At 70.6% G+C, this 22,541-nt stretch carries 22 protein-coding genes; 11 read left to right on the top strand and 11 right to left on the bottom strand.

Annotated elements, in window-relative coordinates; genetic code table 11:
* Positions 1 to 24: 24 nt before the first annotated feature.
* Positions 25 to 894, top strand: coding sequence for an SDR family NAD(P)-dependent oxidoreductase (locus tag FB561_RS25400; protein WP_145810971.1), 870 nt, complete (start codon positions 25 to 27; stop codon positions 892 to 894).
* On the top strand, positions 891 to 2,507 hold the full coding sequence (locus FB561_RS25395; protein ID WP_238335048.1) for an AMP-binding protein: 1,617 nt from the start codon (positions 891 to 893) through the stop codon (positions 2,505 to 2,507). The genes FB561_RS25400 and FB561_RS25395 overlap by 4 nt, the downstream gene beginning before the upstream one ends.
* Here the strand turns inward: FB561_RS25395 and FB561_RS25390 are convergent.
* From FB561_RS25390 to FB561_RS25380, 3 genes are read right to left on the bottom strand one after another with little or no spacing between them, the layout of a single operon-like run.
* The gene (locus tag FB561_RS25390; RefSeq protein WP_145810969.1) at positions 2,504 to 3,310 is read right to left on the bottom strand and encodes a citryl-CoA lyase; all 807 of its coding nucleotides are present in this window, start codon (positions 3,308 to 3,310) and stop codon (positions 2,504 to 2,506) included. The two genes, FB561_RS25395 and FB561_RS25390, sit on opposite strands and share 4 nt — an antisense overlap.
* Positions 3,307 to 4,518, bottom strand: a complete 1,212-nt coding sequence (locus FB561_RS25385) for a CaiB/BaiF CoA transferase family protein (RefSeq protein ID WP_145810967.1) — start codon at positions 4,516 to 4,518, stop codon at positions 3,307 to 3,309. The genes FB561_RS25390 and FB561_RS25385 overlap by 4 nt, the downstream gene beginning before the upstream one ends.
* Positions 4,508 to 5,284, bottom strand: coding sequence for an IclR family transcriptional regulator (locus FB561_RS25380; RefSeq protein ID WP_145810964.1), 777 nt, complete (start codon positions 5,282 to 5,284; stop codon positions 4,508 to 4,510). Before FB561_RS25380 ends, FB561_RS25385 begins: the two co-directional genes overlap by 11 nt.
* A 114-nt stretch (positions 5,285 to 5,398) precedes the next feature.
* Between FB561_RS25380 and FB561_RS25375 the strand changes: the two genes are divergently transcribed.
* The 5 genes from FB561_RS25375 (at position 5,399) to hrpA (ending at position 13,170) form a co-directional block, all read left to right on the top strand.
* The gene (locus FB561_RS25375) at positions 5,399 to 6,394 is read left to right on the top strand and encodes a Bug family tripartite tricarboxylate transporter substrate binding protein (protein WP_145810962.1); all 996 of its coding nucleotides are present in this window, start codon (positions 5,399 to 5,401) and stop codon (positions 6,392 to 6,394) included.
* Positions 6,391 to 6,927: a tripartite tricarboxylate transporter TctB family protein gene (locus tag FB561_RS25370; RefSeq protein WP_145810960.1), complete on the top strand. Its 537-nt coding sequence runs from the start codon at positions 6,391 to 6,393 to the stop codon at positions 6,925 to 6,927. Before FB561_RS25375 ends, FB561_RS25370 begins: the two co-directional genes overlap by 4 nt.
* Complete coding sequence (locus FB561_RS25365) at positions 6,924 to 8,495, top strand: tripartite tricarboxylate transporter permease (protein ID WP_145810958.1); 1,572 nt, start codon at positions 6,924 to 6,926, stop codon at positions 8,493 to 8,495. Before FB561_RS25370 ends, FB561_RS25365 begins: the two co-directional genes overlap by 4 nt.
* 48 nt (positions 8,496 to 8,543) lie before the next feature.
* Complete coding sequence (locus tag FB561_RS25360; RefSeq protein ID WP_238335047.1) at positions 8,544 to 8,987, top strand: universal stress protein; 444 nt, start codon at positions 8,544 to 8,546, stop codon at positions 8,985 to 8,987.
* Between the two features lie 82 nt (positions 8,988 to 9,069).
* Positions 9,070 to 13,170, top strand: coding sequence for an ATP-dependent RNA helicase HrpA (gene hrpA, locus FB561_RS25355; protein WP_272952566.1), 4,101 nt, complete (start codon positions 9,070 to 9,072; stop codon positions 13,168 to 13,170).
* A gap of 116 nt (positions 13,171 to 13,286) precedes the next feature.
* Here hrpA and FB561_RS25350 read toward each other — a convergent pair whose 3' ends face one another.
* The 5 genes from FB561_RS25350 to FB561_RS25330 all read right to left on the bottom strand — a co-directional run bounded on the left by FB561_RS25350 (position 13,287) and on the right by FB561_RS25330 (position 17,579).
* Positions 13,287 to 13,922: a response regulator gene (locus FB561_RS25350; RefSeq protein WP_145810956.1), complete on the bottom strand. Its 636-nt coding sequence runs from the start codon at positions 13,920 to 13,922 to the stop codon at positions 13,287 to 13,289.
* Between the two features lies 1 nt (position 13,923).
* Entirely contained in the window at positions 13,924 to 15,213 is a 1,290-nt protein-coding gene (locus tag FB561_RS25345) for a sensor histidine kinase (protein ID WP_145810954.1), read from the bottom strand.
* Positions 15,210 to 15,932: an ABC transporter permease gene (locus FB561_RS25340; RefSeq protein ID WP_145810952.1), complete on the bottom strand. Its 723-nt coding sequence runs from the start codon at positions 15,930 to 15,932 to the stop codon at positions 15,210 to 15,212. Before FB561_RS25340 ends, FB561_RS25345 begins: the two co-directional genes overlap by 4 nt.
* The gene (locus tag FB561_RS25335) at positions 15,929 to 16,660 is read right to left on the bottom strand and encodes an ABC transporter ATP-binding protein (protein WP_145810950.1); all 732 of its coding nucleotides are present in this window, start codon (positions 16,658 to 16,660) and stop codon (positions 15,929 to 15,931) included. The genes FB561_RS25340 and FB561_RS25335 overlap by 4 nt, the downstream gene beginning before the upstream one ends.
* Before the next feature lie 67 nt (positions 16,661 to 16,727).
* Positions 16,728 to 17,579, bottom strand: a complete 852-nt coding sequence (locus FB561_RS25330; protein WP_145810948.1) for a helix-turn-helix transcriptional regulator — start codon at positions 17,577 to 17,579, stop codon at positions 16,728 to 16,730.
* Between the two features lie 93 nt (positions 17,580 to 17,672).
* Here FB561_RS25330 and FB561_RS25325 point away from each other — a divergent pair, with 93 nt between their 5' ends.
* A complete protein-coding gene (locus FB561_RS25325) occupies positions 17,673 to 18,464 on the top strand; it encodes a phytanoyl-CoA dioxygenase family protein (protein WP_145810946.1) in 792 nt (263 codons plus the stop codon).
* Between the two features lie 81 nt (positions 18,465 to 18,545).
* On the opposite strand, the gene FB561_RS25320 is transcribed toward FB561_RS25325, so the two are convergent.
* On the bottom strand, positions 18,546 to 18,962 hold the full coding sequence (locus FB561_RS25320; protein ID WP_145810944.1) for a VOC family protein: 417 nt from the start codon (positions 18,960 to 18,962) through the stop codon (positions 18,546 to 18,548).
* A gap of 195 nt (positions 18,963 to 19,157) precedes the next feature.
* Between FB561_RS25320 and FB561_RS25315 the strand changes: the two genes are divergently transcribed.
* Positions 19,158 to 19,922, top strand: a complete 765-nt coding sequence (locus tag FB561_RS25315) for a fructosamine kinase family protein (RefSeq protein ID WP_145810941.1) — start codon at positions 19,158 to 19,160, stop codon at positions 19,920 to 19,922.
* On the opposite strand, the gene FB561_RS25310 is transcribed toward FB561_RS25315, so the two are convergent.
* Positions 19,919 to 20,272, bottom strand: coding sequence for a protealysin inhibitor emfourin (locus FB561_RS25310; RefSeq protein WP_238335046.1), 354 nt, complete (start codon positions 20,270 to 20,272; stop codon positions 19,919 to 19,921). The genes FB561_RS25315 and FB561_RS25310 overlap by 4 nt on opposite strands.
* 398 nt (positions 20,273 to 20,670) lie before the next feature.
* Between FB561_RS25310 and FB561_RS25305 the strand changes: the two genes are divergently transcribed.
* Both FB561_RS25305 and FB561_RS25300 read left to right on the top strand, forming a co-directional pair.
* Positions 20,671 to 20,874, top strand: coding sequence for a cold-shock protein (locus tag FB561_RS25305; protein ID WP_134100749.1), 204 nt, complete (start codon positions 20,671 to 20,673; stop codon positions 20,872 to 20,874).
* 145 nt (positions 20,875 to 21,019) lie between these two features.
* Positions 21,020 to 21,520, top strand: coding sequence for a DUF6328 family protein (locus FB561_RS25300; protein ID WP_145810939.1), 501 nt, complete (start codon positions 21,020 to 21,022; stop codon positions 21,518 to 21,520).
* Here the strand turns inward: FB561_RS25300 and FB561_RS25295 are convergent.
* A complete protein-coding gene (locus FB561_RS25295; protein WP_145810937.1) occupies positions 21,498 to 22,355 on the bottom strand; it encodes an LLM class flavin-dependent oxidoreductase in 858 nt (285 codons plus the stop codon). The two genes, FB561_RS25300 and FB561_RS25295, sit on opposite strands and share 23 nt — an antisense overlap.
* Between the last annotated feature and the right edge of the window lie 186 nt (positions 22,356 to 22,541).

Genomic DNA, 22,541 nt, shown 5'->3' with positions numbered 1-22,541 from the left:
TACCTGCCGGTAATGTCAGCGGGCATGGAGAAGCGTCCGATCGGCTGGCCTCTGCTCGTTGCGCTGACCAACGGGCGGACCCGGATCCCCGACGACCGGCTCACCGCCGCGGTCCGGGACAAGGTCGTACTGGTCACCGGGTCGTCGTACGGGATCGGCGAGGCGACGGCGAAGCGGCTGGCCCGGGCCGGGGCGACCGTCCTGCTCGTCGCCCGCACCGCGGACCAGCTGGAGGCCGTCGCCGAGGAGATCCGGATTGCCGGCGGCCAGGCGCAGGCGTACCCGGCGAACCTGGCCGACCCGGCCGCGATCGAGGATCTGGTCGCGAGGGTGCTCGACGACCACGGCCACGTCGACGTGCTGGTGAGCAACGCGGGCAAGTCGATCCGCCGGTCCGTCGCCGACTCGTACCAGCGGTTCCACGACATCGAGCGGACCAACGCGGTCAACTACCTGGGTCCCGCCAAGCTTGTCCTCGCCCTGCTCCCGTCGATGCGCGAGCGCGGATCCGGTCACCTGGTCAACGTCTCGACGGCCGGTGTCCGGACGCCCCCGCTCGCCCGCTGGTCGGCATACCTGGCGTCCAAGGGCGCGTTCGACGTGTGGCTGCGGTGTATCGCCCAGGAGATCCGGCCGGACGGCGTCACCACGTCGACCGTGTACATGGGCCTCGTGCACACCCGGATGAGCGAGCCGACGCCGTTGCTCACCAAGCTGCCCGGGCTGTCTCCGGAGCAGGCGGCGGACCAGGTCTGTGCCGCGGTCGCCGATCGGCCGCACAACATCACTCCGCCGTTCGTCCGACCTGCGGATGCCCTGGGCAACCTTTTCCGGGTACCGACGGACCGGCTGTTCGAGCAGTACTACCGCCGCACGACCAGGGCGGAACCGTGAGGCCGATCGGTCCGATGCGGCCGCCCGAGTGGTTGCTGCGAGGCGCCGTCGAGGTCGGCACGGTCTCGGCCGCGCTGATCCGGTCGGGCGTGTGGCGGAACGTGGGTCCGACGCAGCTGGTCGGGATCGAGCGGGCGCTGCGGCGCTGGGGTCAGTCGATGGCCGCGCTCGGAGCGGTCGCCGCGATCCGCTGGCCGGACCGTCCGGCCGTCGTCGACGAACGCGGCAGCCTGACCTATCGGGAGCTGGACGAGCTCGTCGCCCGGCTCGCGGCGGGGCTGCGCGCGGAGTACGGGATCGTTGCTGGTGGCAAGGTTGCCGTGCTGTGCCGGAACCACCGCTGGTTCCTCGCGGCGACGCTGGCGGCCTCGCGGATCGGGGCGGACGTGCTGTTCGTGAACACCGAGTTCGCCGCGCCGCAACTCAGCGCGGTCCTGACGAAGCATCCGCCGGATCTGCTGGTCCACGACGAGGAGTTCGCGGTGGAGACCAGCGTGCCGACCTTGCTGGGTTGGCGGGAAGCTGGTGGGAGCGCCCTCGACGACCTCGCCGCGACGGACGCGCCCGAGCCGCCGGCACCCGACCGGCCGGGGCACATCACGATCCTCACGTCCGGCACGACCGGGACGCCGAAGGCAGCGCCGCGAGCCCCGACCGCACTCGGGCTCGCCGGTCTCACCGCGAGTGCGCTCGACCGGCTCGGGCTGCGATCCGGCGAGCCGATGGTGATCTGCCCGCCGTTGTTCCACGGGTTGGGGCTGCTGCACTCGATGCTCGCGCTCTTCCTCGGCTGCCCCGTGGTCGTGTCCCGCCGGTACGACGCGGCCGCCGTGCTCGCGTCGATCGAGCCGAACCGGGCCGGCTCGGTGGTCGCGGTCCCGGTGATGCTCCAGCGGCTGCTCGACCTCGGTCCGGCGGAGATCGCGCGGTACGACCTGCAGTCGGTGCGCGCCGTCATCTCGGGCGCGTCCGCGTTGCCGCCCGCGTTGGCCGAGCGGTTCATCGAGCGGTTCGGGCCGGTGCTGTGCGACGCGTACGGATCGAGCGAGATCGGGATCGCCACGATCGCGTCCTCGAAGGACCTGCTCGCCGCGCCCGGGACGGTCGGGCGGCCGTGCCTCGGGAGTTCGGTGCGGATCCTCGGCCCGGACGACCGGCCGGTTCCCACCGGGACGGCGGGCCGGATCTTCGCCGGTGGTGGTCTCGTCTTCGGCGGATACTCGGACGGCAGCAGCAAGACCGTGGTCGACGGCCGGATGAGTACCGGCGATCTCGGGCACCTGGACGCGGCCGGCCGGCTGTTCGTGGACGGGCGCGAGGACGACATGATCGTGTCCGGCGGCGAGAACGTGTACCCGGCCGAGGTGGAGGACTGTCTGCTCCACCACCCGGCCGTCGCCGACGTGGCCGTGATCGGTGTGGCCGACGAGGAGTTCGGCCGGCGCCTGGTCGCGTACGTCGTCCTGACCGCCGAAGCGACCGAGGACGAGTTGATCGACCACGTCCGGGCGAACCTCGCGCGGTACAAGGCGCCGCGTCAGGTCGTCGTGATCGACCAGCTGCCGCGCAACGCGACCGGCAAGGTGGTCAAACGCGACCTGCCGGAACCCTAAGGAAGGTCCCGAGGCGGCGGACCCGTGTACGTGGGGATGACCGACTTCGGCAGCGGGCCCTTGATCCGGGTCGGCTCGTTGCGCTGCTCCCAGGAGTGCGCGAGCAGCCCGACCGAGCGGGACAGGACGAAGAGGCCACGGGCCAGCTCCGGGGCGAAGCCGAGCTCGGCGTGGATCGTCGCGGTGGCGCCGTCCACGTTCATCGGGACCGGCTTGGTGCCTTCGGCAAGGACTTCCTCGAGCGCGAGAGCGAGGCGCAGGTACTCCCCGGAAACGGTGCCCGCCTCGGCCGCCTGCCGGACGGCGCCGATCAACGGATCACGCCGCGGATCGCGCGGGTGGAAGCGGTGTCCGAACCCCGGCACGAACGCCTTGCGCGCCTTGTGGTCGGCGACCAGATCGCGCGCGGCCTGCTCGGGTGCGACGCCGTCGTCGGTCGTCGCCCTCAGCTGGTGCAGGACCTCCAAGCACTGTTGGCCGGCGCCGCCGTGGACGTCGCCGAGCAGGTTGACCCCGGTCGCCATCGCGTTGTTGAGGTCGAGCCCGCAGGACGCCGCCATCCGGGCCGCCGCGATCGACGGTGCCTGCGGGCCGTGGTCCACCGCCGCGACCAGGGTCAGCTCCAGCAGCTCGGCCTCGGCCGACGTCGGCAACTCGCCGCGGACCATCAGCCAGACCAGCTCGGAGAAGCTGACCGACCCGATCAGGTCCTGGATCGCGTACCCGCGCAGCCGGATCGACCCGGGCGCGATGTCGGTGATCCCGGTCGCCCACCAGTCCGCCGCTCGATCGGTCCCGCTCATACGACTCCTTCGCTCCGCAGCGCCGCGATCTCGTCCGCTGTATAGCCGGCTTCGGTGAGGATCTCGTCCACGTGTTCGCCGAGTACGGGCGGTCGCGCGGCCGGCCCGACCGCTTGACCGTCGACGTGCACGCTGCTGCCGAGTACGCGCAGGGGTCGCTCGCCGGGCGCCGGCATCGGTACCTCGTGCAGCAGGTCCCGCTCGGTGACCTGGTCGAGGGTGAGCGCCTCCTGGACCGTGAGCACCGGCGCGACCGGGACGCCGGAGGTCGCGAGGAGCTCGTCCCACTCCACCGCCGAGCGCTCGCGCAGGGTCTTCTCCAGCTCCTGCTTCAGCTCGCCACGGTGCCGCTTCCTGGCTTCGCGGGTCACGAACCGCTCGTCGGTGATCAGCTCCGGCCGGTCGAGTACGGTACACAGCTCGACGTACTGCTCCTGCTTGTTGGCCGCGATGTTCAACACGCCGGACGCGGTCGCGAACGTACCGGACGGCGCCGAGGTGACGTTCTCGTTGCCCATGGCCCGTGGTTCGCGGCCGCCGATCAGGAAGTCGGACACCACCCAGCCCATCGCCGCGATCGCGGTCTCCAGCATCGACACGTCCAGGTAGCTGCCCTGGCCGGTCCGGGACCGTTTCACCAGCGCCGCCGAGATCGCGAACGCCGCCGCGTACCCGCCGAGCGTGTCCGCGATCGGGAACCCGGTCCGGGTCGGCGCGGTCTCCGGGGTCCCGGTCACGCTCATGATCCCGGACAGCCCCTGGATGATCTGGTCGTACGCCGGCCGCCCGCGCATCGGCCCGGTCTGGCCGAAGCCGGACACCGCGCAGTACACGAGGCCCTCGTTCAGCGAGCGGAGCACGTCCGGGCCGAATCCGAGCCGGGCGAGCACGCCGGGCCGGAAGTTCTCCAGCAACACGTCGGCCCCGCGGACCAGGCGCTCGAACACCTCACGTCCCCTGGGCGTCTTCAGGTCCAACGTGAGCGACCGCTTCCCCGCGTTCTGGGCGAGGAAGGAGACCCCGAGTCCGCGGTCGCTCAGCGCCGGATCCGCGCCGAGGTTCCGGGCCAGGTCGCCGGTGCCGGGGACCTCCACCTTGACGACGTCGGCGCCCATCAGGGCCAGCTGGTACCCGGCGAAGGGCCCGGCCAGCACGTTGGTCAGGTCGAGCACCCGCACCCCGGCGAGCAGGTCCGCGTCAGGTCGCACTGAAGCCGCTCCACCCGGTCCCGGAGATGGCTTCCGCACACCGCCGGACCGCCCGCACGTACGACGCCAGCCGCTCGTCGTTGAACCGGGTCGTCGGTCCGCCGATCCCGATCGCGGCGACCACGCGGCCGTCCGGACGGCGGACCGGTGCCGAGACCCCGGAGGCGCCGAGCTCGCGTTCACCGTGGGTGATGGCGTACCCGCGCTCGCCGGTCAGCGCCGCCGAAGCGCGCAGCCGCTTGCCGAAGTCGGCGCTGTGCGGCGACTCGGCCGCCACCTCGTCGATGACGGACGGGTCCGCCTCCACCAGCGGCGGATCGCTGAGCAGGACCTTCGACGCCGCGCCGGCCCACAACGGCAGCGACGAACCGACCGCGATCGTGTGCCGGACGCTCAACGTGCCCTGGGTCTGGGCCAGGCAGACCCGGGACCGGCCGACCCGGATGTACAGGTTCGCGGTCTCACCGGTGTCGGCGGCCAGCCGGTTCATCGCCACCCGGACCACCGGCGGGATCTCCATACTCGCGCTGCTCAGCCGGGACCAGCGCAGGAAGCCCGGGCCGATCGCGTACCGGCCGGGGCCGATCGCGACCACCAGGCCGCGCTGCTCCAGGGTCGTCACCAGCCGCAGCACCGTGGTCTTCGGCAGGCCGCTGGCGTTGGTCAGCTCGGCCAGCGTCCAGGCCGGGTGCTCGTCGTCGAAGCGCTCGAGCAGATCCAGGGCGCGGTGCACGCTGCGCACGCCGGGGAGTTCACCTTCCGTCATGCCACGACGGTACCCCGTCGGTCCGCACAACGGAATCTCTGTACCTCCTGATGGAATGCTGCTACGGTCCCAGGAAATCCAGGCCATCACGCCCCGTGCCTGAGGAGGTACCCCATGTCGCGCACCGCACTCGTCGCCGCCGGGTTGTCCGTCAGTCTGCTGCTCAGCGGCTGCTCGGCCCTGGAGGGCGGCAGCGTCGCGGGCGACTTCCCGTCCCGCAACCTCGAGATCATGGTGCCCGCCGCCCCGGGCGGTGGCTGGGACCTGACCGCGCGCCAATTGCAGCACGTCGTCCAGGAGGAGAACGCGCTGCCCGGTCGTTCGGTCTCGGTGGTCAACGTGACCGGCGCCGGCGGGGCCGTCGGCATCTCCAAGCTGGTCACCAAGAACCGCAAGGACCCGCACACGTTGATGATCACCGGGCTGGTGATGGTCGGCGCGCTGACCCTGAACCAGTCCCAGATCACGCTGTCCGACACCACCCCGATCGCCACCCTGACCGCCGAGCAGGAGGTCTTCGTGGTCAAGGCCGACTCGCCGCTGCGGACGGTGAAGGACCTGGTCGAGAAGTACCGCGCCGACCCCGCCTCGGTCAGCTGGGGTGGCGGCACGATCGGCGGCACGGACCACATCGCCGCGGGCACCCTGGTGAAGACCGCCGGCCTGGATCCCGCGCAGGTGAAGTACATCAGCTACTCCGGCGGCGGTGAGGCGACCGCGGCGATCCTGTCCGGGGACGTCACCGTCGGCATCTCCGGGCTGAGCGAGTTCGAGGAGCAGATCACCGCCGGCAAGATGCGGGTACTCGCGACCACCGGGACCGACCCGATGACCGTGAACGGCAAGAAGCTGCCGACGCTGAAGTCGGAGGGCTACGACACCGAGGTCCTGAACTGGCGGGCCGTCGTCGCGCCGCCGGACATCCCCGAGGCCGACCGGCAGCGGCTGGTCCACTTCGTGGCCAAGGTCAACAACTCGTCCGAGTGGGCCGAGATCCGGAAGAAGCAGGGCTGGACCGACTTCTTCCAGACCGGCGACGAGGCGACGAAGTTCATCGCCGACGAGACCATCCGGGTCGAGGCCCTGCTGAAGGAACTGGGGATCGTATGAGCACCGACGAGAGACCCGAACCGGCCACGGACCCCGCGGTGGCCGACGAGCCGGTCCGGACCGCGGACGTCGAGGTCGAGGCGTCGCGCACGGTACGGATCGTCGCGGCCGTCGTCCTGATCGTGCTGAGCGGCACCTTCCTGGTGGGAGTGTTCGACATCCGCAGCCCCGACGGACTCGATCCGCAGGGGCCGAGGTTCTTCCCGTTGCTCGTGACGGCCGCGTGGCTGGTGCTGTCGGTCGCCTACCTGGTCGAAGGGTTGCGCTCGCCGCGGACGACCAAGCAACCGGGCGACCGCGCCTGGTTCGAACCGGTGGCTGTGTCCGCGTTGCTGATCCTCTACGCGTTCCTGGTCGTGCCGCTCGGCTACATGATCGCGACCGCGTTGCTGTTCTTCGCTATCGCGCGCGTTCTCGGCAGCCGGAACACCGTCCGGGACGCCGTTGTCGCGGTCGCGCTCGCGGTCGTCGTCTACGTCGCGTTCACCCGGTTCCTCGACATCTCGCTGCCGGAAGGGGTGCTGGGCCTGTGATCAGCCAAGCCGTCTTCGGCGACCTGCTGCACGGATTCGGCACCGTGCTCGATCCGATGAACCTGCTCTGGGCCGTGCTCGGGGTCACCCTAGGCATGCTGGTCGGAATCCTGCCCGGGATCGGCCCGGCACTGACGATCGCGCTGCTGCTGCCGATCACGTTCAACTTCTCCGACCCGATCGGCGCCTTCATCATGTTCGCCGGGATCTACTACGGCGCGATGTACGGCGGCTCGACCACGTCGATCCTGATCAACACCCCCGGCGAGTCGGCCTCGGTGGCGACCGCGATCGAGGGCCACAAGATGGCGTTGCGCGGCCGGGCCCGGGCCGCGCTGGCCACGGCCGCAATCGGGTCGTTCGTGGCCGGCACCATCTCGACGATCCTGCTCACCTTCGTGGCGAAACCGATCGGGCAGCTGGCCAGTGAGTTCCAGGCCACCGACTACTTCGCGATCACGTTGCTGGCAATGGTCGCGGTGACCGCGATCGTCGGCCACTCGATGGTCCGCGGTCTGCTCTCGCTGACGGTCGGCCTGTTCATCGGGCTGATCGGCCTGGACAGCCTGTCCGGCGCGCAGCGGTACACGTTCGGCACGTTGCGGCTGCTCGACGGGGTGGACGTGGTGATCGTGATCGTCGGCCTGTTCGCGATCGGCGAGACGTTGCACGTGGCGTCGAAGTTGCGCAGTACGCCGGACCGGCCGGCCGTGCTGGAGAAGGGCCGGCTGCGCACGGGGTACCTGAACAAGTCGGACTGGGCTCGGTCGTGGGCGCCCTGGTTGCGCGGGACGGCGCTCGGCTTCCCGTTCGGCGCGATCCCGTCCGGTGGTGCCGAGGTGCCGACGTTCCTCTCGTACACGCTGGAGCGGCGGCGGGCGCGGAAGGCGGGCCGCAAGCACCCGGACGAGTTCGGCGACGGCGCGATCGAGGGCGTGGCCGGACCGGAGGCGGCGAACAACGCGTCCTTCTCCGGTGTCCTGGTCCCGCTGCTGACACTCGGCCTGCCGACGTCGGCGACGGCCGCGGTGATGCTGGCGGCGTTCCAGATCTTCAACGTCCAGCCGGGGCCGCAGTTGTTCGAGGACCAGGGCACCCTGGTCTGGACGCTGATCGCGTCGCTGTACGTCGGGAACCTGCTGCTGCTGATCATGAACCTGCCGCTGATCCAGGTCTGGGTCCAGGTGCTCAAGGTGCCGCGGCCGCTGCTGTACGCGGGGATCCTGGTGTTCGCCTGTCTCGGCGTGTACTCGCTGTCCGGGTCGGGGTACGAGGTCCTGCTCGCGCTGCTGATCGGCGTCGTCGGCTTCTTCATGCGCAAGCTCGACTTCCCGATCGCGCCGGTGATCCTCGGGGTCATCCTCGGGCCGACGATGGAGGAGCAGTTCCGGCGCGCGCTGGTGATCTCGAACGGCGACGCGAGCGTGTTCTTCACCCGGCCGCTCAGCCTGATCATCATCGTCCTCACCGTGCTGGCCCTGTTCGTGCCGTACATTCCGCGTCTGGTGGCCCGGATCCGCGGTACCCGGCCGACCCGGGATCGGTTGAGCTTCGGCGAGGACGACTGAACCCGCGTCGGCGTGGGGACCTGACAGGAGCGGGCCGAAGGCGATCTGATGGCCTGGCCACTGGGGCGACGGATGGGAGTGAGCAGCATGATGATCCTGGTCGGGTACGTGCCGACGCCGGAGGGCGAGGCCGCCCTGGAGGCGGCGGCCGCCGAGGCGAAGCTGCGCGGTGGGTCCGTGCTGCTGCTCAACACCAGTCGCGGCGACGCCTACATCGACTCCCGGTACGCCAACCAGGAGGAGCTCGCCGCGGCCGAGGCGAAGCTGCGCGCGGAGGGTGTCGACGTCGCGATCCAGCAGGCACTCGCCAGCGGTGACGTCGCCGCCGAACTGCTCCGCGCGGCCGCCCAGGACGACGTCGAGCTGATCGTGCTCGGCCTCCGGCGGCGCAGCCCGGTCGGCAAGCTCATCCTCGGCAGCACCGCCCAGCGCGTCCTGCTCGAGTCCCCGGTCCCGGTCCTCGCCGTCAAGGTCGCCCAGCCGCGCGACTGACGGCAGGCCGCCGCGGTGCTGATCCGCCGGCGGTGAAATCCGTGTGAGGCGTTGGGGCCTGGCGCCTAAGCTAGTGGGCGCCATGCCTGATGCCCGGACCGAGTCCCCGAGTCCCTCCCCCGCTACCGGTCCCACCCAGGACCCCGCGGCCCGCCGTCGTCGGCGCCGCGGCCGGAAGCCGGGAGGCGGCCAGAAACCCAGCACCCCCGCTGACAGCGCGGCCGACGACCCGCCGGCCGAGAACGCGGTCAGCCTCGCCGAGGTCCTGCCGCGGCTCGACGCGCTGATGGTGCACGACCGCGAGCAGCTCGGCCGGCGGCTGGAGCGAGTACGGACCTCGAAGGACGAGCGGAAGCGGTCGCAGGCGCTGCAGAGCGTCCTCGGCGCGATCGAGGCGGCCGAGCACAAGGTCGAGCAGCGCCGGCTCGCGGTCCCGGAGATCTCGTACCCCGAGCAGCTGCCGGTCAGCCAGCTGAAGGACGACATCGCCACCGCGATCCAGGACCACCAGGTCGTCGTGATCGCCGGCGAGACCGGATCCGGCAAGACCACCCAGATCCCGAAGATCTGCCTCGAGCTCGGCCGCGGGGTGACCGGGCTGATCGGTCACACCCAGCCCCGCCGGCTCGCCGCCCGCACGGTCGCGGAGCGGATCGCGGAGGAGCTCGGCACCGAGCTCGGCGACACGATCGGGTACGCGGTCCGGTTCACCGACAAGGTCAGCGACCGCTCGCTGGTCAAGCTGATGACCGACGGCATCCTGCTGAACGAGCTGCAGCGCGACCGCGACCTGAGCCGGTACGACACCCTGATCATCGACGAGGCGCACGAGCGCAGCCTGAACATCGACTTCATCCTCGGCTACCTCAAGCAGTTGCTCCCCCGCCGCCCCGACCTCAAGGTGATCATCACCTCGGCGACGATCGACCCCGAGCGGTTCGCCGAGCACTTCGCCGACGCCCAGGGCGAGCCGGCCCCGATCGTCGAGGTGTCCGGGCGCACCTACCCGGTCGAGGTCCGGTACCGGCCGATCAACGACCCGGACGACCCGGCCACGCTCGAACGGGACCAGACCCAGGCGATCCTGGACGCGGTCGACGAGCTGTCCCTGGAGGCGCCCGGCGACATCCTGGTGTTCCTCAGCGGCGAGCGGGAGATCCGCGACACCGCCGACGCGCTCAACGACAAGTTCGCCGCCCAGCGCGGCCGCCCCGGCGCGTCCGTCGAGGTGCTCCCGCTGTACGCGCGGCTGTCGAACGCCGAGCAGCACCGCGTCTTCCAATCACACAGCGGCCGCCGGATCGTGCTCGCGACCAACGTCGCCGAGACCTCGCTGACCGTGCCCGGGATCAAGTACGTGATCGACCCCGGTACGGCCCGGATCTCGCGGTACAGCCATCGCACGAAGGTCCAGCACCTGCCGATCGAATCGGTGTCGCAGGCCAGCGCGAACCAGCGCAAGGGCCGCTGCGGCCGGACCAGCGACGGCATCTGCGTCCGGCTCTACTCCGAGGAGCACTTCGAGAACCGGCCCGAGTTCACCGATCCCGAGATCCTGCGGACCAACCTGGCCTCGGTGATCCTGCAGATGACGTCGATCGGGCTCGGCGACATCGCCGCGTTCCCGTTCATCGACGAGCCGGACAAGCGCAGCATCACCGACGGCGTCCAGCTGCTGACCGAGCTCGGCGCGCTCGACGGCGCCCGCGGTACCGACCGGAACCGGCGGCTCACCCAGGTCGGCCGGCAGCTCGCGCAGATCCCGCTGGACCCGCGCCTGGCCCGGATGATCGTCGAGGCGGACAAGCACGGCTGCGTCCGCGAGGTGATGGTGATCGCCTCGGCGCTGTCGATCCAGGACCCGCGCGAACGCCCCACCGACGCGGAGGCGCAGGCCCAGCAGCAGCACGCCCGCTTCCGCGATCCGAACTCGGACTTCCTCGGCTTCCTGAACCTGTGGAACTACCTGAAGAAGCAGCAGAAGGAGCTGTCCGGCAACCAGTTCCGCCGGATGTGCCGCAGCGAGTACCTGAACTATCTGCGCGTCCGTGAGTGGCAGGACATCTACGCCCAGCTCCGCCAGGTGGCGAGCCAGATCGGCGTCACCCTGAACAGCGGCAACCCGGCCGACCCGCAGAGCGTGCACGTCTCGCTGATGGCCGGGCTGCTGTCCCACCTCGGCATGAAGGACCCGGCGAACCAGCACCAGTACCTCGGCGCCCGCGGCACCAAGTTCGCGATCTTCCCGGGTTCGGGGCTGTTCAAGAAGCCGCCGCAGTTCGTGATGGCGGCCGAGCTGGTCGAGACGTCGCGGCTGTGGGCCCGGGTGAACGCGAAGATCGAGCCGGAGTGGGCCGAGGACCTGGCCGCGCACCTGATCAAGCGGAACTACTCCGAGCCGCATTGGGAACGCAAGGCCGGCGCCGTGATGGCGTACGAGAAGGTCACCCTGTACGGCGTCCCGATCGTGGCCCGGCGCAAGGTGAACTACGGCAAGGTGGATCCGGAGGTCAGCCGCGAGCTGTTCATCCGGCACGCGCTGGTCGAGGGCGACTGGGACACCCACCACAAGTTCTTCCACGAGAACCGGCGGCTGATCCAGGAGGTCGAGGAGCTCGAGGAACGGACCCGGCGGCGGGACCTGCTGGTCGACGACGAGACGTTGTTCGCGTTCTACGACGAGCGGATCGGTGCCGAGGTGGTCACCGGCCGGCACTTCGACACCTGGTGGAAGACGGCCCGGCAACGCGATCATGACCTGCTCGACTTCGAACGCTCGCTGGTCGTCCGCGAAGGCGCCGAGGTCAAGGAGGAGGAGTTCCCGCTCACCTGGACGCAGAACGGGATGACCTTCGACCTGACGTACGCCTTCGAGCCGGGGACCGACGCGGACGGCGTGACCGTGCATCTCCCGCTGCTGGTGCTGAACCAGGTGAGCGCGGACGGGTTCGAGTGGAGCGTGCCCGGATTCCGCGAGGAGCTGGTCACGACGCTGATCAAGTCGCTGCCGAAGGCGATCCGGCGCACCATCGTCCCCGCCCCCGACAACGCCCGGCGGGTACTCCCCCACCTCGACCCGGCGTCGGGGCCGTTGACGGACGCGCTGTCCCGCGAGCTGCGGCAACTGCGCGACGTGGTGATCGAGCCGGCCGACTGGGACTGGACCCGGGTGCCGGAGCACCTGCGGATGACGTTCCGGGTGGTCGACGACCGCGGCAAGACCGTGGCCGAGGGCAAGGACCTGGCCCGGTTGAAGGAGCGGCTGAAACCGAAGACCCAGGCGGCGATCTCGCAGGTGGCGTCCAAGGCGGTCAGCGGACTGGAGCGGTCCGGCCTGACCGACTGGACCATCGGCGACCTGCCGCGCAGCTTCTCGGAGCACCGCAACGGCCTCACCGTCGCCGGGTACCCGGCGCTGGTGGACGAGGGCAAGACGGTGGCCGTCCGCTTGCAGGAGACCGAGCGGGATCAGGCGGCCGCGATGTGGGCCGGGACGCGCAAGCTACTCCTGCTGACCATGCCGTCGGTGGTGGAGGTCGTGCAGCGGAACCTGACGAACCAGCAGAAGATGACGCTGCTCGCGGGTCCGCATCGCACTGTCGGCGACCTGCTCGACGACGCGATCGCGGCGGCCATCGATCAACTGATGGCGGCGGCCGGTGGTCCGGCGTGGAACCTGACCGCGTTCTCGATCCTCCGCGACGCGGTCCGGTCCGACCTCGCGGACACGGTGCTGACGATCCTGCAGCAGGTCGAGCAGGTGCTCGGCCACGCGCGCACGGTCGACAAGCAGATCTCCCGCGCGTCGAGCCCGGCGTTGCTGGCCGCGCTGTCCGACGTCCGCGGTCAGCTCGAAGGGCTGGTCCATCGCGGGTTCATCACCGAGACCGGTGCGCGGCGGCTGCCCGACCTGGTCCGGTACCTGCGCGGGATCGAGCAGCGGCTGGACAAGGTCGGTGCGAACGCGATGCGGGACCGGTCCGGGATGGCGATCGTGCAGACCCTCACCGAGGAGTACCAGGCCCGGCTGCGCGCGGTACCGACCGGGAAGTCCCCGAGTCCGGAGCTCCTCGACATCCGCTGGATGCTGGAGGAGCTCCGGGTCAGCCTCTTCGCCCAGACCATCGGCACGCCGTACCCGGTCTCCGAGAAGCGGATCCGGAAGGCGCTCGCGACAGCCTGACCCCTGGATCGGACGGTGGGTCTGGCAGAGGTACCGGCGAGCGTCACGACCTTCCTCTCGGCGACCGCGTCGGTGAAACCGGACATGTCCACATGCCTGATCCTTGGTGCCACGCGTCAGCCGTCGAGCAGGCCGGCGCGCAGTGCGGCCGCGACGGCGGCGGCGCGGTCCTTGACCTCGAGCTTGGCGTAGAGGTGGAGCAGGTGGGTCTTGACGGTGGCCTCGGTGATGAAGAGGGTGGCGGCGATCTCGCGGTTGGTGGTGCCGCGGGCGACCAGGTCGAGGACCTCGAGCTCGCGCCGGCTGAGGGGTGTGGCAGCCTCGACCTTCGGTGTACGGGTGGTGTTGGCGAGGACTCCGGCAACGGTCGGCGAGAGCACGCTCTCCCCCCGGGCGGCGGCCTGGACCGCCCGGCGCAGTTCGGCGCGCGGGGTGTCCTTCAGGAGATAGCCGGTCGCGCCCTCGGCGAGCGCGGGGAGGACGTCGGCGTCGTCGTCGAACGTCGTGACGACCAGGATCCGTACGCCGGGTTGCTGGTCCCGCAGCCGGCGGATCAGCTCGCGGCCGGACAGCTTCGGCATCCGCAGATCCATCAGCACGACATCCGGTTTCGTCCGGGCGGCGAGGACGAGTGCCTCGGGTCCGTCGCCCGCCTCGCCCACCACCTCGAACCCGTCGTCCACGGCGAAGATCCCGCGTAGGCCGTCGCGGACCACCGGATGGTCGTCGACGATGATCAGCCGGATCGGCACGTCAGTCCCCCTCGTCGTCCGGGATGGCCGGGATGGCCGGGATGGCCGGGATCGTCGCGGACAGCGCCGTCCCCTGCCCCGGCCCGGTCTCCACCTCGAGTGTCCCCGCCAGCCGGGCCACCCGCTGCCGCATCGCCACCAACCCGAACCCACCAGCCGGCCGGCTCTCCACGGGCGCGGCCGGTAGAACGAAGCCGGTGCCGTTGTCGCGGAGGTCCAGGGCCACCACGTCCTCCATGTACGAGAGGGTGAGGCCGACCCAGGTCGCGCGAGCGTGCTTCGCGACGTTGGCCAGCCCTTCCTGGGCGACGCGGAGCAGTGTGTTCTCGACCTCCGGGTGCAACGGCCGCGCTTCGCCGGTCAGGTGGAACTCGGCGGCGATCGCGTTCGTGCGCGACCACTTCGCGACGACCTCGTCCAGCGCGGCCGACAACCGCGCGTCGGCCAACGGGGCCGGGCGCAGGGCGTGGATCGAGCGACGGACCTCGCTGAGGTTGTCGCGGGCCAGCGTACGGATCGTGGTCAGCCGGGCCTGGGTCGACGGGTCGGCGGGCGATTCCTCGGCGGCTTCGAGCTGGGTCAGGATGCCGGTGAGTCCCTGGGCGACGGTGTCGTGGATCTCGCGGGCCATCCGCTGCCGCTCGGCCAGGGTGCCGGCTTCGCGGGCGCTGGTGAGTAGTTCGGCCTGCAGGCGGGCGTTCTCCTCGGCGAGCTCGGCCAGCTCGGCCGTGGTCCGGCGGAGCTCGGTGATCAGCAGGCGGCGTTGTTCGCTCTGCCGGGAGATCGCGGAGAACAGCAGCCCGGTTGCCGACGCCACCAGGAGTGCGACGAGGAACGAGGCGACCAGCTCGCCGAGATGCCTGCCGTCGCGGGGTCGCGCCACCACCAGTACGGCAGCGGTGGCGGCCACCCCGCAGTACGCCCGCCAGCTTGGCAGCAGCGTGAAGATCTGGATGAAGACTCCGACGCCGGTCAGCGTGAACAGCGAATCGAGGTGCACGAGTCCCGCGAGCAGAGCCAGCGTGCCTGTCAGGTAGACGATCGGGATGAGCAGCCTGCCCGTGGTACGAGGGCGAGAGAGCAAGGCAGTCCAGAGCAGGAGCGCGACGGTCAACGCGAGGACCACCGGCCGCCACTCGCGCAGGAGAGCGAAGGTCGCCGGCAGCAGGAGGAACAGGTACGGCAGCGCGGCGGCCGCGCGTTCCCACCCGGCCTCCTCGCCGAGATCCAGCCGACCACCTCCGGCCGCGTTCGAGCCGGTGGTGGTCAGGGCGTCGGAGGCGTCGGTCATCCGCGGAAAACCTTGGCGGCCGCGGTGGTGGCGAGGGCGGTGATGGTCGCCATGACGATCAGGGTAGTGGCGGAGACGGGCGTACCGGACCAGGCCGCGCGGATCGTCTCGACCACCGGAGCCATCGGAGTCAGGTCGCCGACGGTGCGCAGCGATCCCGAGGTCAGTTCGCGCGGCACCATCGCACCGGACACGAACACCATCGGGAAGAAGACCGTCAGCCCGACCAGCATCGCGCTGCGGTTCGTCGGGACCACGGCACCGATCAGCAGCCCGATCGCACCGAGGCAGCCGGCCCCCAGGATCCACGCGAGCACCACCTTCCCCGGACTCGCCGGCGCGGTCAGGTCGAACGCGAGCCCGCCGATCACCACCAGGACGACGGTCCCGAGCACGGCCAGCAGCAGATGGGCGACCCACTGCGCCCCGAGCAACATCCCCGGTGCCGCGGGAGTGGCCCGCAACCGCTTGAGGATGCGGCGTTCCCGGTACTGGGCCAAGGTGCTCGGCAGGATCACCAGGCTCGCCAGCCCGATCACGAAGACGGTCAGCATCGGCACGTTCGCGTCGATCTCCCGGACCCCGCTCGGCAACGGCTCGGGGTCGCGCATCTTGACCCAGAGCAGCACGGCCGGGAACGCCAGGGCGAAGAACGCCGCCATCGGATCGCGGACGATCAGCCGGAGCTCCACCGCGACGACCTGCAGGATGCCTTTCATGCCACGTCCTCCCCTGTCCGCGTGCCGTCGACGAGGACGAGGTACGCGTTGTCGAGCGAATCGGTCCCGGCCCGGGCGGCCAGGGCGGCCGGGGCGCCGGACGCGATCACCCGGCCGTGGTCGACGATGGCCACCTGGTCGCAGAGCGCCTCGGCCTCGTCCATGAAGTGGGTCACCAGGACCACCGTCAGCCCGCGGTCGCGCAGTGCGCGGATCAGCGACCAGGTGGTCCTGCGAGCGACCGGGTCGAGTCCGGTGGTGAGCTCGTCCAGGAACACGAGCTCGGGATTCCCGACCAGCGCGAGCGCGATGAACAGCCGCTGCTTCCATCCACCCGACAGACCGCCGAAGCGGACGCGCTGCTTGTCGGCGAGATCCCACTGCTCCATCAGGGTCCGCCAGTCCGCCGGCTCGGCGTAGAGCGAGGCGTACAAGCGGAACGCCTCCCCCACCCGCAGCGCGTCCGGCAACGCCGACTCCTGCAGCTGCACGCCGATCCGCTGCTGCAGTGCCCGCCGATCGGTCCACGGATCCAGGCCGAGGACCCGCAGGTCGCCGCCGTCACGATGACGCAGGCCGGACATGCACTCGACCAGGCTCGTCTTGCCGGCGCCGTTGGTCCCGGCGATGCCGTACACCTGGCCACGCTCGACGCGCAGCGAGACGCCGTCGACGGCGACCTTGTTCCGGTACCTCTTCGTCAGGTTCTCGATCTCGATGACTGTCATGGCATCGAGCATCCCGGCGAGCACCGCGGCCGGACATCAACCGATCGGTGGATCCCCGCCCGACGGCCTACGGTACGAACGCCCGCTGGGACCGGTGCCGGAAGGTGCGGGGCGAGACGTCGTGGGCCGCGGTGAAGCACCTGGTGAAGTAGGACTGGCTCGCGTACCCGCAGCGGGTGGCGATCTCGGCGATCGGGCTGGTGGTTGCTGCGAGCAACGAAGCCGCGTGTTCCAGGCGCAGGTCGGCGACCAGGTCGGTCGGCGTCGTCCCGTACGCCGCACGCACCGACCGGGACAGGTGCGCCGGACTGACCCCGGCCAGCTCCTGCAACCGCGGTACGCCGCCGCGCAGGTTCTCCTCGGAGCGCATCGCCGCGCACGCATCGGCCAGCCAGCCGGGCGCCCTGGAGACCGAGGCGGTGGCCGGCAACTCCTCGGGGGTGACCAGCGGCAGCAGGTCGATCCAGAAGCGCATCAGGTCGAACTGGGCCGGCTCGCGCTGGAACCGGGCCAGCGCGTCCTCGAAGACCGCGACCGCCGCGGCGACGTCGTCCGGCCGGAACGTCACGGGTCGCCGGGACGCGTCCCAACTGCCCGTCGGGTTGGTCCGGGTCAGGGTGAGGAACCCCTGCCAGGCCGAACTCGGGAACGCGACGTTGACGAACTCCAGCCCGTCCGGCGCCGAGCCGCGCATCGCATGCCGGTCCCGCGGCCGGACCAGGACCACGTCGCCGGTTCGCAACGGCATCGTCCCGGTCGAGAGCAGGTGTTCGCCATGGCCGGCGACGACGCCCATGAACTCGTGGAAGTCTGCATGGGTGTGCAACTCCGAGTCCCGCGTCCTCGGCGCGAACCGGACCCGCGCCGCGTGGTACGGCCGGCCCAGCGCCGAAGTGGCGAAGCGCAGTACCTGGCTCACATCAACACGCTACAAGTTCCCGCGTCCTCGCTACTAGTCCCGCAGGACCTCGCCGATCGAGGATCGAACCAGGCCACGGCGAAGGAGATCGGCATGACGACTGGCACGGATCACCAGGTGTCCGGTGAGGCGCTGGAGCAGTTCGAGCGGGACGGGTACGTCATCTTCCGCGACGTGCTCGACCAGGACCTGATCAACGAGGTGAACGGCCACGTGGAGTGGCTGCAGGAGCGGCATCCGGACGTCCGGCCCGAGCAGCTGGGCCACGTGTTCCTCCGCGACGACCCGTTCTGGGTACGGCTGATCAGCGACCCGCGATTGCTGCGGATCGCGGAGTTGTTCGTCGGGCCGGACCTGGCGTTGTTCGCGTCGCACTACATCTCGAAGCCGCCGTACTCCGGCCAGCCGGTGCTGTGGCACCAGGACGCCGCGTTCTGGCCGCTGGACCCGATGCAGGTGGTGACACTCTGGCTCGCGGTCGACCGCTCGACCCCGGAGAACGGGTGCGTGCGGGTGATCCCGGGCAGCCACCGGAACCAGGTCCTGCAGATGCGCGACAACACGGCTGTCGAGAGCGTGCTCGGCAAAGAGATCGCCGTCGAGGTGGACGAGGACCGCGCGGTCGACATGGTGCTCGCCCCCGGTGACGTCGAGGTGCACCATCCGAACATCGTGCACGGCAGCAACGCCAACACCTCGCCGCACCGGCGCTGCGGACTGACGATCCGCTACATCCCGACGTCGACGCGGATCACCGACCCGGAGACGCCGTACCCGAGCGCGTTCCACCTGCAGGGTGCACCGGGAGTGAACAACTACCAGCCGCGGCCGCGGTACGCCGAGGGCCGGCACTACCCGTTCGCGGACAGCGCCGACTGGGCCTGACCCCGGGAACGACGAACGGCCGGTCACCCCGTCGTGGGGTGACCGGCCGTCGGTCGACCTGTCAGCGGTCGTCTGCCGGGATCACTCCAGGCAGATCCGGAACGGGTGGCCCGCCGGATCGGCGTACACCCGCCAGCCGCGGTCGTGGCCGGCCGGCGGGGCGTCGATCGGGTCGAGCGGCACCGCTCCGAGCGCGGTCACCCGCGCGTGGCCGCTGGCCAGGTCCTCGACGATGAGGTCGAGATGGAGCTGCTGCGCGTCGGTTCCCGGCCAAGTGGCGGGAACGTAGTCCTCCGAGCGCCGGAAGGCGATCGTCGAGACGCCGAGCGACGCGCCAGGGCCGGTCAGGCTCTGCCAGTCGTCGTCACCGTGCTCGTCGATCTCCAGACCCACCAGCGCCGAATAGAACTCGGCGAGCTCGAGTGGGTCCGGGCAGTCCAGCACCACCGAGCCGAGCCGCCCGGCACTGAGGCCCGGCTGCTCTGCCACCTGCGTCATCTGTCCTCCAACTTCCCTTTGTCAGGAGCTGTCTCCTGGCGTGCGGGCCCGTCCTGGTCAGAAGGCCCGACCGGTAACGATGACAGGTCGGACCGGCAATGTGCACCTTTCGACACGCCCGGTACCGAGCTGAGACCGAAGTTGTCCCGCCGGCCCGCTGATCGGCTGCCCCGGAGAGCTGGCAGAGTGCCCGGCATGACGGTCCCCGCCTTCGTCAAACAGCGGCCCGGCGCCCCGCCCGGATTCTTCGAGGTCGAGGCCGCCGGTCTGCGCTGGCTCACCGTCCCCGGCGGGGTCCCGGTGGCCGAGCCGCTCGAGGTCTCGGCGGACCGGCTGTCGACGCGACGCCTCGAACCCGTGGCCCCGACGCGGGCCGCCGCCGAGGAGTTCGGCCGACGGCTCGCCCGGACCCACGAGGCCGGGGCGCGCTGGTTCGGCGCGCCCCCGGACGGCTGGGACTCCGACGGCTACATCGGTACCGTGTCCCTCCCGCATGCCCACGCGCCGACCAGGTCGTGGGGCGAGGTCTTCGCGGACCTGCGGATCCGCCCGTTCGTGCGGGCCGCGTTCGACCAGGGCACGCTGGACCACCGCGAGACCGAGGTCTTCGAGCGGATCTGCCGGGACCTGGCGGCCGGCCGGTACGACGATCCCACGGAGCGGCCCTGCCGGATCCACGGCGACCTCTGGTCGGGGAACGTGGTGTGGGCGGCCGACGGCGCCCACCTGATCGACCCGGCCGCGCACGGGGGCCACCGCGAGACCGACCTGGCCATGCTCGCCCTCTTCGGACTACCCCACCTCGACCGGGTCCTGGCCGCGTACGACGAAGTCCGGCCGCTCACCGCCGGGTGGGAGAGCCGGATCGGGCTGCACCAGTTGCACCCCTTGCTCGTCCACGTCGTCCTGTTCGGCGGCGGGTACGTCTCCCAGGCGCTCGCGACCGCGCGGGCCTGTTAGGAGCCGGTGAGGATCCGGTCGAGCAGCCAGGCGGTCGTCTCGTCCAGGTCCTGCTCGGCCACGGTGTACGTGACCGGCTCGGCGCTCGGCTCGGTCCGGACCTCGAGCCGGTAGACGTACCGGTCGGCCTGCGGGCGGCCGGTCCCGAGGCGGGCCTGGTCCAGTCCGTGCGCGGCCGCCTCCAGCCGGTTTACGTCGGGCTCGCCGGTCGTCTCCAACTCGCCGGAGGCTGTCAGCCCGGCGAAACCACCGCTGCGTCGTACGGTCAGGAACACCCGGACCTCCCTGGGATCGCCGTTGACCGTCAACCCTTCCGGGTGCGGCCGGACCTGTCCAGCTTCGCGCGACACGCCGGGCAATTTGGCACTGATCACCCGGTGTACAGACCGGGCTGTCCTACCTTGTCGGGTTCGCGGAACCGGCACCGCCCACCGGCCGCACAGCAAATCAGCAGGTCGGCGGGGGTTTCGTTGTCTCCGCAGCGTGCCCTCGCGCGCGCCCGCACGGACGCGCACGAGCTTCAAGGCCGGCCACGGAGGGTAGCGACCGGCGACTTTCCGCGACACGTGTTCCCGATCACCCCTTCCCGCAGGCCCCAAACCGGCTACAGTTATGCCGTTGCAGTTTTGGACTCCCACTGACTTTCGCTGTGCTGCATGGCCGGTTTTGTCGTCTGGGGCCTTTCGGCGACGCGTGGCCCATGAGGTGTGGGTCACGGATTGTTACAAGCCATCGAGGAGATAGACAAATGGCTGTCGGTACTGTCAAGTGGTTCAACGCTGACAAGGGCTTCGGCTTCATCACCCCGGATGACGGTGGCGCGGACGTGTTCGCGCACTACTCGGCCATCCAGATGTCGGGCTTCCGCTCGCTGGACGAGAACCAGCGGGTCGAGTTCGAGATCACCCAGGGCCAGAAGGGGCTGCAGGCGGAGAACATCCGCGCGATCTGACCTGAGGAGTCAGACCCTTTCAGGAATCCTCGAACGGGCCGCACACCGGTGGGTGTGCGGCCCGTTCGCCGTGTTCGGCCCGGCCCGTTTCCTGCCGGCTCAGCTTGGGGTACCAAGGAGCTACCGCCGAGGGGACAGGAGAACGATGACCGAACATGACAGGGGCGGCGACTACCATCGCCCGGACGAGGACGAGGGCGAGCGGCTCGACCGGCACTGGAACGAGCTGCTCCAAGAGCTGCGGCTGGCCCAGACCGGCACCCAGATCCTGTTCGCCTTCCTGCTCACCATCGCCTTCCAGAGTCGCTTCCAGGAGGCCGACCAGTTCACCCACGACGTGTACGCGGGCACCCTGGTCGCCTCGGCGCTCGCGGTCGGCCTCTTCCTGGCGCCGGTGTCCTTCCACCGGATGGTCTTCCAGCAACGGCTGCGCGACCGCCTCGTCCCGATCGCGAACCACCTCGCCAGCGCCGGCCTGGTCTTCCTGATCGCGGCGATCTGCGGCGGCGTCCTGCTCGCCCTGGACGTGGTTCTCAGCCGAACCGTCGCGCTCGTGATCGTGGCCCTCGTCCTGGTCTGGTTCGTCGGCTTCTGGTACGTCCTGCCCGCCTACGTCCGGCGCACTAGCCGCGGTACCGGGGAATGACCTCGGCGACGACCCGCTCCAGCGTGTCCTCGGTGCCGGCGTAGACCCCCTCCGCGCGGGGCCAGTGGGTGATGACGTCGGTGAAGCCGAGCTCGGCGGCGCGGCCGACCGCGTCCTCGAAAGCGGCCACGCTGGTGAGCGAGTACTGGTGCGAGTCCAGCGACAGGTAGCGGTCGAGCGGCCGGCCGTCGCGGAGGTCGTCCAGCCGGCGACTCAGCTCGGCGACCGAGGCGAACCAGCTGTCCAGGTCGTCGGACCTGCGGCCGGTGGTGACCCAGCCGGCGCCGTACCGGGCGGCCAGCTGCAGCGACCGCGGACCGTTGGCCGCCATCACGAACGGGACCCGCGGTTGCTGGACGCAGCCGGGCAGGGTCCGGCCGTTCACCGTGGCGAAGTACTCGCCGCGGAAGTCGACCCCGTCGGTGGTCAGCAGCCGGTCCAGCAGCTCGGTGAACTCGGCCAGCCGGTCGACCTTCTGCCGCGGGGTCAGTTCGGGGCCGCCGAGGATGGTCGAGTCGATCCCGCCGCCCGCGCCGATACCGCAGACGAACCGGCCGTTCGACACGTCGTCGAGGGCGAGGATCTCACGGGTCAGGGCCAGCGGGTGCCGGAAGTTCGGCGAGGTCACGAAGGTCCCGAGCCGGACCGTCGAGGTGATCAGCGCGGCCGCGGTGAGGGTCGCGGTCGTGCTGTACCAGGGTGAGTCCTGCAGGCCGCCCCAGGTCAGGTGGTCGTAGGTCCAGGCGTGGTCGAAGCCGAGTTCCTCGGCGCGGCGCCAGCGCGGGGCGGCGTCCGCCCAGCGGAACTCCGGCAGGATCGTGATTCCGAAACGCATGGCCCGCACAGTACGGGGTACTGGGTACACGATGCGGTACGCCGTCCGTCGGGCCGCGCCGTGACCTGCCTGCGCAAATGTGGCCGATCACACGATAGTTGCGTTCTGCCACGAACTTCGACACGGTCGTAAGGCACTTCTCCCCTAACCCAAGGAAACGGAGGCGCGCCGAAGCGAGGCGTGACT

It is taken from the genome of Kribbella amoyensis (genome assembly GCF_007828865.1).
GTDB lineage: Bacteria > Actinomycetota > Actinomycetes > Propionibacteriales > Kribbellaceae > Kribbella > Kribbella amoyensis.
Note: the sequence above shows the minus strand (reverse complement) of the source record. Positions and strands in the feature narration are given on the sequence as shown.

Excerpts from the sequence above, each read along its gene's own strand:
- FB561_RS25380 (WP_145810964.1), bottom strand. The coding sequence starts at position 5,284 with ATGACGGAAGGTGAACTCCCCGGCGTGCGCAGCGTGCACCGCGCCCTG.
- FB561_RS25315 (WP_145810941.1), top strand. The coding sequence starts at position 19,158 with ATGACGGTCCCCGCCTTCGTCAAACAGCGGCCCGGCGCCCCGCCCGGA.
- FB561_RS25360 (WP_238335047.1), top strand. The coding sequence starts at position 8,544 with ATGGCCTGGCCACTGGGGCGACGGATGGGAGTGAGCAGCATGATGATC.
- FB561_RS25390 (WP_145810969.1), bottom strand. The coding sequence starts at position 3,310 with ATGAGCGGGACCGATCGAGCGGCGGACTGGTGGGCGACCGGGATCACC.
- FB561_RS25345 (WP_145810954.1), bottom strand. The coding sequence starts at position 15,213 with ATGACCGACGCCTCCGACGCCCTGACCACCACCGGCTCGAACGCGGCC.
- FB561_RS25400 (WP_145810971.1), top strand. The coding sequence starts at position 25 with ATGGAGAAGCGTCCGATCGGCTGGCCTCTGCTCGTTGCGCTGACCAAC.
- FB561_RS25320 (WP_145810944.1), bottom strand. The coding sequence starts at position 18,962 with ATGACGCAGGTGGCAGAGCAGCCGGGCCTCAGTGCCGGGCGGCTCGGC.
- FB561_RS25300 (WP_145810939.1), top strand. The coding sequence starts at position 21,020 with ATGACCGAACATGACAGGGGCGGCGACTACCATCGCCCGGACGAGGAC.
- FB561_RS25295 (WP_145810937.1), bottom strand. The coding sequence starts at position 22,355 with ATGCGTTTCGGAATCACGATCCTGCCGGAGTTCCGCTGGGCGGACGCC.
- FB561_RS25370 (WP_145810960.1), top strand. The coding sequence starts at position 6,391 with ATGAGCACCGACGAGAGACCCGAACCGGCCACGGACCCCGCGGTGGCC.
- FB561_RS25305 (WP_134100749.1), top strand. The coding sequence starts at position 20,671 with ATGGCTGTCGGTACTGTCAAGTGGTTCAACGCTGACAAGGGCTTCGGC.
- FB561_RS25340 (WP_145810952.1), bottom strand. The coding sequence starts at position 15,932 with ATGAAAGGCATCCTGCAGGTCGTCGCGGTGGAGCTCCGGCTGATCGTC.
- FB561_RS25325 (WP_145810946.1), top strand. The coding sequence starts at position 17,673 with ATGACGACTGGCACGGATCACCAGGTGTCCGGTGAGGCGCTGGAGCAG.
- hrpA (WP_272952566.1), top strand. The coding sequence starts at position 9,070 with ATGCCTGATGCCCGGACCGAGTCCCCGAGTCCCTCCCCCGCTACCGGT.
- FB561_RS25335 (WP_145810950.1), bottom strand. The coding sequence starts at position 16,660 with ATGACAGTCATCGAGATCGAGAACCTGACGAAGAGGTACCGGAACAAG.
- FB561_RS25375 (WP_145810962.1), top strand. The coding sequence starts at position 5,399 with ATGTCGCGCACCGCACTCGTCGCCGCCGGGTTGTCCGTCAGTCTGCTG.